The organism is Sphingomonas sp. S6, assembly GCF_043498045.1.
Lineage (GTDB): Bacteria > Pseudomonadota > Alphaproteobacteria > Sphingomonadales > Sphingomonadaceae > Sphingomonas.
This window is the reverse complement of the sequence record NZ_JBIEOE010000005.1, coordinates 83,112-98,647: the sequence shown is the minus strand read 5'-3', so window position 1 is coordinate 98,647 and position 15,536 is coordinate 83,112. Positions and strand designations below refer to the sequence as shown.

Sequence of the window (15,536 nt, the reverse complement as noted above, 5' to 3'; positions counted from 1 at the left end):
TCACCCGCATCAATCTCCAAAGGGGCTGCCGTGGCGCTGGTACTGAAGATCATCGGCGGCATCGTCTTGGCGCTCGTCATCGCATTCGGCCTCACCGTGACGATCGTCCCGCGGTTTCTCGACCGCGTCTATTACGAAGGCGACGAAAGCGACCATTACGACGGGCAGCGCTTCTTCAACCCCGATGGCGATCAGGACACGATGCGCATGCCGGCGGGCGGCAGCCGCACCGGCTTCTTCTGGCGCTACCTGACCGGAAACGACGGGCGTCCCGAATGGCCGAAGAGCGTGGCGGTCACACCGTCGCGCCCCGCCGCGCGGGTCGAAGGCGAGCGCATGGTCGTGACGTGGATCGGCCACGCCAGCGTCCTCATCCAGACCCATGGCCTCAACATCCTGACCGACCCCATCTATGCGGAGCGCGCCGGCCCGTTCGGCTTCGGTCCGCAGCGGGTTGCGGCGCCCGGTATCCGGTTCGACGATCTGCCCAAGATCGACCTCGTGCTGGTCAGCCACAACCATTACGATCACCTCGATCAGGCGACGCTGAAGCGGCTGTGGGATCGCGATCACCCCGCGATCGTCACCAGCCTGGGCAACGACAGCGTCATCGGCCAGACCGGCGCGAAGGCGACCGCGCTCGACTGGGGCGGCAGCGCGACGCTGACGCCCGCCGGCATCCAGGACACGAGCAGCGACATCCGCTGCGATCCCGACAGCTGGTGCCCCGGCGACCGCGCGCGCGTGTTCGTGACGCGCAACCACCATTGGGGCAGCCGCTGGTTCACCGATCGCAACCGCGCGCTCTGGTCCAGCTTCGTCGTCGCGCTGCCCAGCGGCGGCAACATCTTCTTCGCCGGCGACACCGGCTTCGGCGACGGCCTGTGGCCGGCGGAGGCCGCGACCTACGGCCCGATCCGCTTCGCGATGATCCCGATCGGAGCCTTCCGCTTCGCGCCCGGCCAAATGTCGTCGGGCAGCCATGTCGGTCCGGCGGAGGCGGCGCTCATCCACCAGCGCCTGGGCGCCGCGCGATCGATGGCGATCCATTGGGGCACGTTCCGCCTGTCCTATGAAGGCTATGACACCCCGCCCAGGATGCTGGCGGCGGCGATGCGCTGCACGGGGGGCAGCGGCTTCACGGCGGAAGGGCTCGGCAAGCCGTTCGAGGTGCCCGTCTATGCCGCGCCGCAGACGGGCCGCGCGATGCAGTCGGCCGACATGATGCGCTGCCTCGACACGCCTGAGGTGCGCGCGCTGCGCTAGAGCCACCCCACGTCATTCCCGCGGCGGCGGAACTCCATAACCTCTAACCCCATCGAGCGAGCCGAAACGGTAGCGCGTCTGGATTCCCGCCTGCGCGGGAATGACGATTAGGGGCTTGTCGTCGCGCGCCTTACCGAAACGTCTGCGACAGCCCGTGATACAGCTTCTCGCGGCACACCAGTTGGCTCGCCCAGTCGGCGATGAAGGCGGTGGCGAACATCGGCAGCAGCAGCCCACGGCTCACCGTCGTTTCGGACAGGATGATCACCGCGGTCAGCGGCGCGCGCACGACCCCCGCGAAATAGGCGACCATGCCGAGGATCACGACCGCGCCCGCGGGATCGTTCGGGAAGACTGCATGCAGCAGATTGCCGACGCCCGCCCCCACCGCCAGGCTGGGCGCGAAGATGCCGCCGGGCAGCCCGGCGACCGCGGTCGCCGTCGTCGCCAGCGCCTTCGCCGGTCCGAACCACAAGGGTGCATCGACGCCGATGATCATCGCCCGCGCCGCGGAATAACCGGTGCCCCAGGTCAGCCCCGCGGAGAACACGCCCAGTACCGCGACGACGACGCCGCAAATGCCGGCGAACAGCACCGGGTTCGCCTTCGTCCAGCGCGTCACGCGGCCCGGCCCGCTGGCCAGCCCCAGCAAAACGCGCGAGAACAGCCCACCCGCCAGTCCGCCGAAGACGCCCGCGACCGGCACGACGATCAGCGCGCTCGCAGTCGGCATATGCGCGCCGATCGCGCCGAAATAGATATAGTCGCCCGCCAGGCTTTGGGCGACGAGGCCGGCGATAACGATCGCCGACAGCACCAGCAGCGTCACCTTCTGCTCATAGGCGGCGGCGAGTTCCTCGATCGCGAACATCACGCCTGCCAGCGGCGTGTTGAACGCCGCCGCCACGCCCGCCGCACCGCCCGCAATCACCACCGCGCCCTTCAACGGCACGCGCAGCACGCGGTGGCTGACCCCCATCACCGCCGCGGCGATCTGCACCGTCGGCCCCTCGCGCCCAACGCTCGCGCCGCACAGGATCGCCGCCATCGTCAGCACGACCTTGCCCAGCACCGTCTTCACCGCGATCAGCCCGCCCATCGCCGCGGTCGGGTCGGTCTGCGCGGCCATGACCTGCGGGATGCCCGAACCGCGCGCCAGCGGCACGAACCGCCGCGTCAGCCAGACGAGCGCCATGAAGCCCAGCGGCGTGGTGACGAGCGGCAACCAATGCCACGTGCGCGCATAGGCGCTGAACACCAGCCCCGTATAATCGGCCGCCTCGGCGAACAGCACCGCGACGATGCCGATCAGGATCGCACCGGTGATCACCGCGATCCGCCGCCGGAAACGCACGCTGGTCGGCCCACGCGATCGCAGCAGCGCGCGCAGGCGGTAGAGCGTCCAGCGGCGGGAACGCGGCGACGGGGCAGATGCGTCGGACATGGACCGGCCCTAGCCGACGGCGGCGCTCAGCGGAACCGCCACCGGCGCCTTAATAATCCTTCGACACACGCACGTTCGCGCTTTGCCGCCCCAGGGTCGAGATGCTGGACAGCAGCGAGAGCCAGCGCGTGACCTGATATTCCAGCCGCGTCGCCGAATAGCCCTGCCCATCGGTGACGATCTCCGCATACAGCCGCCGCGTCACGAACTTGCCCGCGGCGATCGACGTGCCCTGTCCCGTCTGCGGATCGGCGGGCAGGATGCGCAACCGGTCGAGTCCCGCCGCGCGCCGCACCGCGTTGATCGGGTTGAGGCCATTGCCGCCATCCTGCAATGCCGCCACCGCCGCGGCGAGCTGCAACGCTTCAGGCGCGGACAGCTTGGTGATCGACGTGCCGAACAGCAGGCGCGACAGCAATTCGTCCTGCGGCAGCGCCGGTACACTGGTGAAGCTGATCTCGGGCTTCAGCGCCGTGCCGGTAACGCGGATCGACGCGCTGAGGCCGGTGCTGTCGGCATTCGCCTCGATATCCAGCGCCGGATTGGCCGGCACCTCGCCCCCGAAGCGGATGATGCCGCGACGCAGTTCGAACTTGCGGCCCGCAAATTCGTAATCGCCGCGCACCAGCGTCGCCTGTCCGGTGATTGCCGGATTGCCCGGCTCGCCCGCGATCGACAGATCGGCGGACCATTCGCTCGACAGGCCCAGGCCGCTGACGATCATCTTGTCCGGCGCCTTCGCCTTGATCGCCAGCGTCCACGGCGATGGCGGTGCCTCGTCCTCCTCGCCGCCGTCGGGCAGGTTGATCTCGCGGATGTTGAGGCGCGGCACGGCGGTGGCGGCGCTTGCCTGACCCAGCCGATAGCGGCTGCGATCGAGCAGGACATTGCCCGCGATCTGCCCACCGACGCCTTTGGAGGTGAAGGTCAACGGCCCGGTGACGGTCGCGCCGAAATCGTCGCGGTTGATCATCACTGCGTGATCCGCCTGCAACCGCACGTCGACCCCCACGCCGCGGGCCGCGCCGAAATCGAACGTACCGACCCCGGTCACGCGGCCGCCCTTGCCCGCATCGGCGGCGAAGCGGTCGATCTGCAATTGCGATCCGCCGAACTTGCCGCTGGCGACGACGTTGGTCAGCACGGTGCCGGTCGCGGCACTTTCGATTCGTGCGCCATTGGCCTGCAACACGCCCCGGATCACCGGCGCGTCGATCCGCCCGCTGACGTCCGCGCCGATTGCGACGGGGCCGGACAGGTCGAACAGCTCGACGCCGGTCAGTCGCCACAGGGTATCCGCCGGCCCCTGATAGCGCAGCTGCGCGATCAGCGGCGCAGCGGCGATACGGCTGGCGAGATCGCCCGCCCCCAGCGGCTTGAGCAGCGCCTGCGCCCGCCCGATCGTTCGCCCGCCCGACGCCATCACCGCGCGCACGCCCAGCCGGTCGGCGGAGAGCACGCCCGCCAGTCCCACGTCGATCGGCCGCGAGGCGAGGACGAGGCCCGCACGGCTCAGCCCGCGCAGCGTCAGGTCGATCCGCCCGGTCGGTGCCTCGCCCGCCCGGCTGGCGTACACAATCCGCCCCGACGCGGTGCCGCCCAGTCCCAGCCGCGGGAAACCGATGTCGAGGATCGCGAGCGGCATGCGCGTCAGGCTGGCATCCACGGCTAGCGCGTTGTCGGCGAACCGCCCCGCCAGGCTGCCCTCACCACCCGCGAAGGCGAGCTTCGTCGGCGCCAGCTGCCACCCGTCGCCATCGCGCGTGACGATCGCGGGTTCGAGCAGTTTCAACGGCCGGCGATCGAGCGTGCCCTGCGCCGACACGGTATAGCGATCCGGCGCCACCGCGATCACGGTCTGCACGTCGAACGCCCGGCCGCGGGATCCGGCGATCGACGCACGAATCTCGCCCGTCCCGCCGCGCAGCTTGGCGTTACCGGCAAAGCGCGCGAGGCTCAGCCGTCCCTGGCGCAGCCCATGCCCCGATGCGGTCGCGTCGATCGACGCTCCCGCCGGATCGAGCAGCAGCGTCGCCTCCAGATGCCCGCGCCGCAGCGTCGCGGCCGCCAGCTGCGCATTGGCCGCATCCAGGCTCATGACGATCTGCTGCACCGTCCCCACCGGGTGGAAGCGCAACGCGCCCGACAGGCCGCCGCCCGCCACGTTCAAACTGCCCTCGAACCCACCCGGCGGCATCGCGAGCCGGCCCGATGCCACGGTGCCGCTCACCGCCAGCCGGTCGACGAACAGCACGTCGTCGACGCCCGGCGGCAGCAACAAGATACGCCCCGTCCCCGCGAACGGCCCCAACCGCGACCCACCTTGCGCCTGGACGTTGAAGCCGGTCGGCGTCGGGTCGAGGTCCAGCCGAACCTGGCTCAGCCCCAGCGTCGCATTGGGCGCGGCGAAGACGATATCGAGCGTCGGCCGGTCGATCTTCCCGTCCAGCCGCATCATCGTCACCGGGCCGTAGCGTGCATGACGCCCGGTCGCGTCGATATGGAACGTCTCGTCGTTGCGGCGATAGCCGCTGCCCCGCAACGTCAGCAGCGGCGACGTCAGCACCAGATCGGCGAAGCGGATCGTCCCGTCGGGCGCGCGCTCCAGCGATGCGACGACGCGCGGCAAACCGCCGGTCAGCGTGCGCAGGAAGCCATTGTCGAGCCGTACGACCTGCGCGATCCCGCGCCCCACGATCCGCGTGCCCTTGCCGCCCGGCCCCGGTACGACGCGCAGGTCGGATCGGACGTCCACGACGCCCAGCCCCTTGATGTACAGCCGCCCCAGCGTCCCGTTCAGCCCCGCCTCGTACCGCCCGGTGGCGAGGTCCAGCGACACCATGATCCGCCCGTCGAGCTTGTCCGATCGCAGCCGCAGCGCGTCCGCGGTCAGCAGCGATCCCGTCAGCCGCACCGGCCCGTCGAGGCTGAGGTTGCGCAGGATGCCGCCCGCGACGTCGCCCACGCCCGTCACCTCCGCCGCGACGAATCGGGTCGGCATCGTCAGAACTCGGCCGCCCAGCCGCCCGCTGCCCGCCAGCCGAACCCCGCTCATGCCGGTACGGTCGATCGCCAGCCGGTCGGCGCGCAGGCGATAGTCGAACAGCGCGGTCCGGAACCCGCCATCCAGGACCGCGCGCAACACGACGCCGCTGCCGCTCATCGTCGGGATCACGGCGGCGGGCCGCAATAGCCGCGCCTCGATCCGCACGTTGCGCCAGGCCGATGTGCCGAGGTCGATCACCCCGGTCGTCGTCATCGCCAGCGCCGTGCTGCGCAGCGCCAGCGTGCCGTCGAGCCGGCGGTCGGCGAAGGTCGCCGAGCCCGCGATACGCACGCGTGGGCTGGTCAGCCGCTGGACGACCGCGCTCGTCCACCCCGCCGTCGCCACCTCGCCCCCCAGCATATAGCGGCCAGCATCCGCCGCCAGCGCGAGGTCGACCGCCCGTGCCGTACCGATCCGCCCGACGGCGCGCCCACGCCAGTGCGTCCAGCTGCCCTTGCCGTCGACGTCCAGCCGCACCGCACGCCGCACGCCGATGCTCCGCGCCAGCACGCCGTTCGCGGCACCGCCTGCGCGCACGTCGATATCGAACCGGTCGCGGTCCGGCGCGGCATCGATCCGCACCGCCAGCCGGTCAGTCCCCGCGACCAGGGCGCCGAGCCGCACGAGGGCGCGTCCGTCGCGGATATCGGCCCGGCCCGCGATCCGCCCGACCCGCGGCGTGCCGAGCACCGGTTTCGCGAGCACCAGCCGGTCGACGCGCAGATCGTCGATCGCGATATCGAAGTCGGGTAGGATCGGTCCGCGTTGCGGGTTTGCCCGCGTATGCGGCGCGTGGAACAGCACCGCCTGTCCCACCGCCAGCCGCTTGATCACCAGTCGGTGCCTCAGCCATGCCCACGGCCGCCAATCGAGATCGACCGACGGCGCCTGCAGCAGAAGTCCGTCGAGATCGTAGACGCGCACATCGGTCAGCCGCGCCTTGCCGTACAGCGATCCGTCGATCCGCCCGATCGCAAAACGCAGCCCGTTGGCGGTGTGCACCGTCGCGATCCGCTCCGTGACCCAGCGATGGCCGATGCCGGTGTCGACCAGCGCCAGCGCGGCGACGAACACCGCCACCAGCGCGGCGATGCCCAGCCCCAGCCAGCGTAAGCCGCGCCTCAAAACGCCTGCCCCAGCGATACGTAGACGGCGATGCGGCTATCGCCCGGCTTGGGGTTCAGCGGCGTGCCGACGTCGAGGCGGATCGGCCCGAAGTTCGAATAATAGCGCACCCCGACACCCGCGCCGTACTGGAAATCGCCCAACCCCGAGAAAGCGGTGGTGTAGACCGTGCCGCCGTCGAGGAACGGCACGATGCCGAAATTCCCGAACGTCTTGACCCGCGTCTCGATCGAGAACTCCGCCAGGCTCCGCCCGCCAATCGGGTCGTTGTTGACGTCGCGCGGCCCGATCGCCTGAAAGCCGTATCCGCGCACCGACGCGCCGCCACCCGCATAAAAGCGCCGCGACGGCGCGATCTGGTCGCGCGGCGCGCCTAAAATGGATCCCAGCCGAATGCGCTCCGCCAGCACCACGCCGCTATGGACGGGCTGGTAGGCGCTCGCATCCAGCTGCATCCGCGCATAGCCGAAGACATTGCCCTGCAGCGACACTTCCGGGCTGAACCGCCCGCCGATGCGAAAGCCGCGCGTCGGATTGAGCAGATCGTCCGATCCGTCGTAATTGAGGCTGGTCGGCACCGCGCCGATGAAGAAGGTGCGCCGCCGCGGCTCGCCCGTCGCCGCGATCACGTCGCGCTCGTCCGACGCGATCAGCTCGCCGCCCAACGACCATGTCCACGCCTTCTGGAAGAAGATCGTGGTCTGCCGTTCCAGGCTGCCCGCCAGCGTGAACGTCTTCGCGTCATAGGCGTCACGCACCGTGTGGGCGGCGGCGGCCTGCAGCGTCAGCACCCGGTCGCGCCCGCCGACATTGCTGCGGCGAAAGACGATGTTGCCCAATTGCTCCTGCGTGCCCAGCACGCTGCGCAGCGTCAGCGCACCCTCGGGCGGGAACAGGTTGCGGTGCGTCCAGCTGATTTCCGCGCGCGCGCCTTCGCCCGTGCCATAGCCCAGTTCGCCCGCGATCGTGCGCGGTGGCGCGGGCTCCAGCTTCACGCCGATATCCACCGTGCCCGGATCGGCATCCGCGATCGGCTTCACCTCGACCGACGACACGAGGCCGGTCTGGATCAGCGCACGCTTCAGATCGTCGAGCGACGCGGCATTATACGCATCCCCGGGCTGGAAACGCGCGATCTCCTGCACGTGATCCGCGTCGAACACCCGATTGCCGGGCAGCGCGACGATTCGCCCGAACCGCCGGGCGTTGCCGGTCGCGACGGCGAGGTCGAGCGTCGCGGTCTTGGTCGCATGATCCACCACGATCTGCGGCTCACCGATGTCGGCGAAGGGAAAGCCCGCCTGCCCTGCCTTCGCGCGCAGCTGCGTCGTGCCCGCAACGATGGCGTCGGCGTTGACCGGGTCGTCCGCCTTCACCCCGAAGGCCTTGTCGAGCACCGGCGCCTTGTCCCCCGCCGCGCCGACGCCGCCCAGTGTCACGGCGGTGAAGCGATAGAGCGTTCCCGGTTCTGCCGCGAGCACCACCTGCGGCTTGACGCCCGGCTCGATCCGCGTCGTGACGCGCGCATCGTAATAGCCCTCGCCGCGCAGCAACGTGCGCAGCAGGTCGCCATCCTCGCGCGCACGCCGGTCGAGCTGCGCGGCATTGGCGGCGCTGCCGTCATTCTCCGCCAGCGTCGACAATTCCTCGAACCGGCGGCGCAGCAGCGGCGTCGCAGCGGTATCGATCCCCTCGATCCGCCAGCCATAGCGCCGTTCGCCCGCCGCATCGGTCGCCTGCGTCGCGGCCGCCTCGGTTGCATCGGGCTTCAGTTCGGGCCACGCCACGCCGATATCGGGCAATGCCGCGAGCGGCGCATTGGGATCGAGCGACACGCCATCCGTGGCGGGCAGCGTCTGTGGACGCGCGGCATCGCCCGCGGGCGAGGTCTGCGCCGCAGCCGATCCGGCAACAAGGAACGCGGCAGTCGCGCCTAGCCCGAACCACCCCCAACGCGACACCATGCGCCTGTCCTAGCGCGCGGCGCTTCGGCGCAAAAGTCCCACACCGGCGCAAATCCCGATCGACCGGACGCGGCGACGGACCGGCCGGACGCATGCAGACGCCGAGGCCCAGAGCCGCGCATCCCATGTGTCGACGTTTTGCCCGGGCTTGTGCTCCTGCGTTCGCACGTACCCCGCCCACACGCCGGCGATGCTATTTGGCGGTTACGGGCCAGCGCTGGCGTACCAGCCGATAGACATCGAGCACAATCGACGGCGCCGTCACGGCCGCCAACAGGATAAGGTCATGTCGCTTGATGAGGCAGACGTTATTGAACGCCAGCCGCGCGATGGCGAAACCTACGGCGGCGCTCCCCAAGCTCAACGGCGTCCGCCACCTGTCCTTGCGCTGCTCCATCTGCGGAGGATCGCAGCGCCCACATGACAAAACACTGTCGGGCGGATGACGTCATGCGCCGGCAGCGCGAATTCTGCGCCCCGGCCCTCAGTGGACCGTACCGACCACCTCGTCCGACGCCAGCAGCTCCACCAATCGCTCGGTTTGGCGCCAGCGGCAGAAATGCACGTGATTGCCGATGTCGCGCATATGCCCCGCGCGGATCGCCGCCTCCACCGGTGCATGATCGCCGAACGTCGCGATCAGCTCGGCCGCCTCGGCGACCTGTTGCGCATCGGCGACATACAAAGCGACCATAAGCGAAAAACTCCTCAAGCGAACGCGGCACCGGTCGTATCTACAATCGCCGTGCCAACTAGGGTGGATCGGCGCACACCCGCCGCGTTCGATGGTAAATGCCCGCGCGGCGTGCCGTCCCGCCTGTCCCGAGCGGGGACGCTGGCGTCCCGGCGCGGGACGTGGCAGGGCTCGGCCATGGCCGACACTCCTCCTTCCGCCGCGGGCGGCATCCTGATCGCCCTCTGCTCGATCGGCGGCACCGTCATCGGGCTGATGCAGGGACAGGTGACGATCGGCTTCCTGGCGGGACTGGCGATCGGCGCCGCCGGTGCGGTCGCGGTCTGGCTGCGCGACCGGCAACGCTAACGCGGCGCGCGCATCAGCCAGACGACGCGGCCGATCACCTCGACCGTCCCCTCGGGCACCGGCGGCGCGGATGGGTTGTCGCTGCTGATCGTCAGCCCGCCCCGCCCGCGCGCCACGCGCTTCACCATCACCGCATCGTCGACGCGCAGCACGAACACCGCCCCCGTCGCATCCGGTGACCGCCGCGCCCGGTCGACCACGATCAGGTCGCCATCGATCAGCCCCGGCTCCATCGAATCGCCACGCACCCGCACGATTCCCGTCAGTCCCTCACGCAGGCCCAGCCTCGCGGCGAGCGCCGGATCCAGCGCCTCGGCCCCCAGCACGATCTCGCTGTCGACCAGCGCACCCGGCCCCGCCGACGCCGCCACGTCCAGCCTCGGCACGGTGAACGCCCGCCGCTGCTGCGGCCCACCCAACGCCGCCTCGTCGACCCCGAAATAGTCCGCCAGCCGACGACGATCGTCCTCCGCCAGCCGTCGCGGCGATCCACGCGTCACGAACTGCTGCAGATAGGCCGCGTTGCGCCCGATCATCGCCGACAGCGCCGCTAGGCTGTCGCCCCGCGCGTCGGCCAAGGCCTTCAGCCGCCCCCTTGAATCGTCCTGCTCCACAGGCACGACCTTAGCGTAGGATTTTTCCTAGACAAGCTGAAACCATGAGAACATATGAGGAACATGATTCGCGGACTCGGAGGGAGATGCATGTGCCTGCTGTTGAAGATCGATCGCTTTCTGCGCCGTACCAAGATGTCGCGCAGCGAGTTCGGGCGGCTGACGGTCAACGATCCGCGGCTGGTGACCGACATGATGCGCGGCCGGATCGTCGGGCCGGATCTGGAACATCGCATCGAATGCTTCATGGCGGAGCGCCCCGCGTGACCCGCACCCATGACCCGCATGCCAGGCTGTTGAAATCCTTGGAACACAGTGCGCAAAATTATGGCGTCGGTGCGACTTTTAGTGACTTTTCGGAAACGCCCTGGTCCAGCGCTACCTTCAATGGCTATCGCCTGACGACGACCGTCAAGGTCGATGGCAACGCCACCGCTTGGTTCGCCGCCTTGCCGGAGGAAGAGTTGTCTGCGCCCGGTCGCCTCGTTGCCGACCTCGCGCTGCGACGCGACGCGGACGCCATGCGGCTCGAACTGCTGGTGCTGCTGGAAGCCTGATCGGTGGCACGCTACCACCATCCCATGACGATCACCTATCGCAGCTATCTGCGCCTGCCCGAGCTGCTCGACGTGCAGAGCCCGTTGAGCGGCGTCCACGACGAACTGCTGTTCATCACCATCCATCAAGCGTCCGAGCTCTGGATGAAATTGTGCCTGCACGAATTGGGCGAGGCGCGGCGACGGATCGCTGCGGATGACGTCGCGCCGGCGCTCAAGATGATGGCACGGGTCAGCCGCATCCAGGCACAGCTGATCCAGTCTTGGGAGGTGCTGGCGACGATGACCCCCGCCGATTACGCGGCGATGCGGGGCAAACTGGGGTCGAGTTCGGGCTTCCAGTCTGATCAATATCGCAGCCTCGAATTCGTGATGGGCAATCGCAATCCGGCGATGGTCGATGTGTTCGACGAGAGCGACGTGCGTGCCCGCCTGTCGGACGAACTCGCCCGCCCCAGCCTGTATGACGAGGCGTTGCGCCTGCTCGCGCGCCGCGGCCTGCCGATCCCCGCCGACCGGCTGGAGCGGGATTTTGCCCAAAGCGTCCCCCCGTCGCGCGACGTGGAGGCGTGCTGGGCGACGGTCTATGGCCATCCCAACGACCATTGGGATTTGTACGCGCTCGCCGAAAAGCTGGTGGACCTCGAATATCATGTGCAGCTGTGGCGGTTCGGCCATTTGAAGACGGTGGAGCGCGTCATCGGCTTCAAGACCGGCACCGGTGGCACCGCGGGCGTCCCCTATCTCGCGCGCGTGGTGGAGCAGCGCTTCTTTCCCGAACTGCTCAACGTCCGCACCAGCCTGTAGCATCGCGGCCACAGTGCTGACGTAACCGCACCGTCACACCGATTTCATCTTGATATAACGTATCACGTCGCACAGACGCTTCGCACTTGCACAACGCCCGGGGTCCGGGCCTGTTCTTACGCGGAGTATCCATGCGCACCTTCCTGCTCGCCGGCGCCAGCCTGCTCGCCAGCCCCGCCTTCGCCCAGACCGGCACCCCCGAAGCCGCACCGCAGGGCAAGGACATCATCGTCACCGCCGCCGTGCCGCAGAGCGAGCGCGACGTGTTGCAGGGCACCACCGTCCTGTCGGGCGAGCAGCTGACTCGCGAACTGCGCCCGACGATCGGCGAAACGCTCGCCCGCCAGCCCGGCGTGTCCGCGACCTCGTTCGGCCCCAGCGCCTCGCGCCCGATCCTGCGCGGCTTCCAGGGCGACCGTATCCGCGTGCTGACCGACGGTATCGGCGCGATCGACGTCAGCAATACCAGCGTCGACCATGCCGTCATCATCGATCCGCTGCTTGCCGAGCGCGTCGAGGTGCTGCGCGGCCCGTCCGCTTTGCTGTTCGGCTCGTCCGCGGTCGGCGGCGTCGTCAACGTCATCGACACGCGCATTCCGCGCACCGTGCCCGACAACGGCTATCGCCTGAACGGCATCGCCGCCTACGGCTCCGCGGCGACCGAGCGGTCGGGTGGCGCCGCGGGCGATGTCGCGGTCACGAAGAACATCGTGCTGCACGCCGACGGATCGTACCTCAAGTCGAACGACTTGCGCACGGGCCGCGGCTACATCCTCTCCCCCGCCGCCCGTGCCGCCGCGCTCAGCCAGGTTGGTCTACCGCAGGATACCGACGAACCGATCGACTTCGCCGCATCCGCCGCACTGCGGAACCGCCTGCCCAATTCGGCGTCGGAGACGTGGACCGCAGGCGCCGGCGCGTCGATCATCACCGACACCGGCAATTTGGGCGTGTCGTACAGCCATTATGACAGCCTGTACGGCGTCCCCATCCGCTACGCGACCGCGGTGGGTCAGGAACAGGAAGCGCCGCGCCTCTCCGTCGTTCAGAACCGCGTCGACCTGCGCGGCGAGGTGCAGACCGGCGGCGGCGTCCTCGACAAGGTTCGCATCCGCGCCGGCCAGGCGAACTACCGCCACTTCGAACTCGAAGAGGACGGCAGCGTCGGCACCGCCTTCTACAACAAGGGCCTCGAAGGGCGCCTCGAGCTGGTCCAGGCCAATCGCGGCGGCTGGCAGGGCGCCAGCGGCGTTCAATATTTCAACCGCATCTTCAACGTCGTGGGCGATGAAGCTTTCCTGCCCAAGAACGAAACCAACCAGACCGGCTTCTTCACGCTGCAGCAATATGCCAACGGCCCGTTCCGCGCCGAGGGCGGCCTGCGCTACGAGCTGACCGACGTCGCCGGCCGTGTGCCGGTAGGCAACGATCGCTTCTTTGGAGGCAAGCGCCATTTCGAGGCGCTGTCCGGCTCGATCGGCGCGTCCTATGCGATCGCCGACGGGGTGCGCATCGGCCTCAACGGGTCGCACACCGAGCGTGCGCCCTCGGCGGAGGAATTGCTGGCCAACGGCCCGCACGCCGGCACCCAGGCCTATGAGCTCGGCAACCCGAACTTCAGCCTCGAAAAGAGCTGGGGCCTCGAGGCAACGCTGCACGCGCACGGCGATGGCTTCAGCCTCGATGCCTCGGCCTATTACAACTGGTTCACCAACTACATTTCGGAAAACCGCGTCGACCCCGCCGTCTGCCTCACCCGCACCGACGACCTGTCGGGCCTGCCCTGCTTCCAATATCAGCAGGGCGACGCGCGCTATTACGGGTTCGAGGCCGACGCCTCGGTCCGCCTTGCGCGCATCGGCAGCTACACGATCAACGCCGATCTGCTGGGCGATTACGTCCACGCCAATATCGTCGACGTCGGCCCCGTGCCCCGCATCCCCCCGGCCCGTGTCCTCGGCGGCATCGAAGCACAAAGCGACCGCCTGGGCGCCCGAATCGAGGCAGAACACGTCTTCCCGCAAAATCGCCTAGCCGCATTCGAAACCCGCACCCCCGGCTACACAATGGTCAACGCCAGCGCCTCGATTCGTCCGTTCGGGGCCGACAGCAAGACCAGCCTGCTGCTGTCGGCGAACAACATCTTCGACGTGGTCGCCCGCCGCCACTCAAGCTTCCTGAAGGACTTCGCCCCCCTCGCCGGCCGCGACATCCGCGTGACCCTGCGGTTCGGGCTCTAAAAATTCCTCCCCGTGCCGGGGAGGGGGACCAGCGAAGCTGGTGGAGGGGGCGCCCCACAGGCGCTGTCGTTTGTGGAAGGCCCCCTCCACCACGCCTGCGGCGCGGTCCCCCTCCCCGTACCGGGGAGGAGCTTGCCTACCGTCGCCCACTCCCGTACCGCACCGTCGAAAAGGAGAGATGACGATGGCCGGCATGGGCAAGTTCGACTGGGCGGATCCCTTCCTGCTCGACGAGCAATTGAGCGAAGACGAGCGGATGATCCGCGACACTGCGCGCGCGTACGCCCAGGATCGCCTCGCCCCGCGCATCGTCGAGGCGTTCCAGCACGAACATACCGATGCCGCGATCTTCCGCGAAATGGGCGAACTGGGGCTGCTCGGCCCGACCGTCCCGGAGGAATATGGCGGCGTCGGCGCCAGCTACGTCGCCTATGGCCTCGTCGCGCGCGAGGTCGAGCGGATCGACTCCGGCTATCGCTCGATGATGAGCGTTCAGTCGTCGCTCGTCATGTACCCGATCTACGCCTACGGTTCGGAGGACCAGCGCCACGCCTTCCTGCCCAAGCTTGCGAGCGGCGAATATATCGGCTGCTTCGGCCTGACCGAACCCGACGCCGGCTCCGACCCCGGCGGCATGACGACGCGCGCGCGCAAGGTCGACGGCGGCTATGTCCTGAGCGGCGCCAAGACCTGGATTTCGAACAGCCCGATCGCCGACGTCTTCGTCGTCTGGGCGAAGAGCGACGCACACGGCGGTGCAATCCGCGGCTTCATTCTGACCAAGGGATTGAAGGGCCTGTCCGCCCCCAAGATCGAGGGCAAGCTCAGCTTGCGCGCCTCGATCACCGGCGGCATCGTGATGGAGGAAGTCGAGGTCGGCGAGGATGCGCTGCTGCCCAACGTCGAGGGGCTGAAGGGCCCGTTCGGCTGCCTTAACCGTGCGCGCTACGGCATCAGTTGGGGCGCGTTGGGCGCGGCGGAATTCTGCTTCCACGCCGCCCGCCAATATGGCCTCGACCGCAAGCAGTTCGGCACGCCCCTCGCCGGGCGTCAGCTCTACCAGAAAAAGCTCGCCGATATGGAAACCGAGATCGCCCTCGGGCTGCAAGCCTCCCTGCGTGTCGGCCGCCTGATGGACGAAGGGCGGTTCGCGCCCGAGATGGTCTCGATCGTCAAGCGCAACAACGTCGGCAAGGCGCTCGATATCGCCCGGATGGCGCGCGACATGCACGGGGGCAACGGCATCAGTGGCGAATACCAGGTGATGCGCCACGCGATGAACCTGGAGACGGTCAACACCTACGAAGGCGCACACGACGTCCACGCGCTGATCCTGGGCCGCGCGATCACCGGCATCGCGGCGTTCTGAGAGACGCCACCCGTCATCGTGACCCCGGACTCGATCCGGGGAAGCAATATAGAGCCGGGAAG

The 15,536-nt window shown here is 68.8% G+C and carries 13 protein-coding genes; 7 read left to right on the top strand and 6 right to left on the bottom strand.

What is annotated here, in order from left to right; all coding sequences use genetic code 11:
- Positions 1 to 30: 30 nt before the first annotated feature.
- Positions 31 to 1,266, top strand: a complete 1,236-nt coding sequence (locus ACGVWT_RS10290; protein ID WP_315462443.1) for an MBL fold metallo-hydrolase — start codon at positions 31 to 33, stop codon at positions 1,264 to 1,266.
- 130 nt (positions 1,267 to 1,396) lie between these two features.
- Here the strand turns inward: ACGVWT_RS10290 and ACGVWT_RS10285 are convergent, their stop codons facing one another.
- The 5 genes from ACGVWT_RS10285 to ACGVWT_RS10265 all read right to left on the bottom strand — a co-directional run bounded on the left by ACGVWT_RS10285 (position 1,397) and on the right by ACGVWT_RS10265 (position 9,539).
- Positions 1,397 to 2,710 (bottom strand): chloride channel protein, encoded by a 1,314-nt coding sequence (locus ACGVWT_RS10285; RefSeq protein ID WP_116462422.1) that lies wholly within the window; start codon positions 2,708 to 2,710, stop codon positions 1,397 to 1,399.
- 49 nt (positions 2,711 to 2,759) lie between these two features.
- A complete protein-coding gene (locus tag ACGVWT_RS10280) occupies positions 2,760 to 6,881 on the bottom strand; it encodes a translocation/assembly module TamB domain-containing protein (RefSeq protein ID WP_315462444.1) in 4,122 nt (1,373 codons plus the stop codon).
- The gene (locus ACGVWT_RS10275) at positions 6,878 to 8,845 is read right to left on the bottom strand and encodes a BamA/TamA family outer membrane protein (protein WP_315462445.1); all 1,968 of its coding nucleotides are present in this window, start codon (positions 8,843 to 8,845) and stop codon (positions 6,878 to 6,880) included. The genes ACGVWT_RS10280 and ACGVWT_RS10275 overlap by 4 nt, the downstream gene beginning before the upstream one ends.
- 193 nt (positions 8,846 to 9,038) lie before the next feature.
- On the bottom strand, positions 9,039 to 9,242 hold the full coding sequence (locus ACGVWT_RS10270) for a hypothetical protein (RefSeq protein ID WP_017977895.1): 204 nt from the start codon (positions 9,240 to 9,242) through the stop codon (positions 9,039 to 9,041).
- An 87-nt stretch (positions 9,243 to 9,329) separates the two neighbouring features.
- The gene (locus ACGVWT_RS10265; RefSeq protein WP_017977894.1) at positions 9,330 to 9,539 is read right to left on the bottom strand and encodes a hypothetical protein; all 210 of its coding nucleotides are present in this window, start codon (positions 9,537 to 9,539) and stop codon (positions 9,330 to 9,332) included.
- Positions 9,540 to 9,716: 177 nt separating this feature from the next.
- On the opposite strand from ACGVWT_RS10265, the gene ACGVWT_RS10260 reads away from it, so the two are divergent.
- Positions 9,717 to 9,887 (top strand): hypothetical protein, encoded by a 171-nt coding sequence (locus ACGVWT_RS10260; RefSeq protein ID WP_165800911.1) that lies wholly within the window; start codon positions 9,717 to 9,719, stop codon positions 9,885 to 9,887.
- On the opposite strand, the gene ACGVWT_RS10255 is transcribed toward ACGVWT_RS10260, so the two are convergent.
- Positions 9,884 to 10,501, bottom strand: coding sequence for a LexA family transcriptional regulator (locus ACGVWT_RS10255; RefSeq protein ID WP_315462446.1), 618 nt, complete (start codon positions 10,499 to 10,501; stop codon positions 9,884 to 9,886). The genes ACGVWT_RS10260 and ACGVWT_RS10255 overlap by 4 nt on opposite strands.
- A gap of 90 nt (positions 10,502 to 10,591) precedes the next feature.
- Between ACGVWT_RS10255 and ACGVWT_RS10250 the strand changes: the two genes are divergently transcribed.
- The 5 genes from ACGVWT_RS10250 (at position 10,592) to ACGVWT_RS10230 (ending at position 15,474) form a co-directional block, all read left to right on the top strand.
- Entirely contained in the window at positions 10,592 to 10,768 is a 177-nt protein-coding gene (locus ACGVWT_RS10250; protein WP_315462447.1) for a hypothetical protein, read from the top strand.
- Positions 10,765 to 11,058: a hypothetical protein gene (locus ACGVWT_RS10245; RefSeq protein ID WP_315462448.1), complete on the top strand. Its 294-nt coding sequence runs from the start codon at positions 10,765 to 10,767 to the stop codon at positions 11,056 to 11,058. Before ACGVWT_RS10250 ends, ACGVWT_RS10245 begins: the two co-directional genes overlap by 4 nt.
- 24 nt (positions 11,059 to 11,082) lie before the next feature.
- A complete protein-coding gene (locus tag ACGVWT_RS10240; RefSeq protein WP_116462428.1) occupies positions 11,083 to 11,865 on the top strand; it encodes a tryptophan 2,3-dioxygenase in 783 nt (260 codons plus the stop codon).
- Positions 11,866 to 11,996: 131 nt separating this feature from the next.
- Positions 11,997 to 14,105 carry a TonB-dependent receptor gene (locus ACGVWT_RS10235; protein ID WP_315462449.1) on the top strand — a complete coding sequence of 703 codons (2,109 nt, stop codon included), beginning with the start codon at positions 11,997 to 11,999 and terminating at the stop codon, positions 14,103 to 14,105.
- Positions 14,106 to 14,289: 184 nt separating this feature from the next.
- Entirely contained in the window at positions 14,290 to 15,474 is a 1,185-nt protein-coding gene (locus tag ACGVWT_RS10230; protein WP_315462450.1) for an acyl-CoA dehydrogenase, read from the top strand.
- The last annotated feature ends 62 nt before the right edge of the window (positions 15,475 to 15,536 follow it).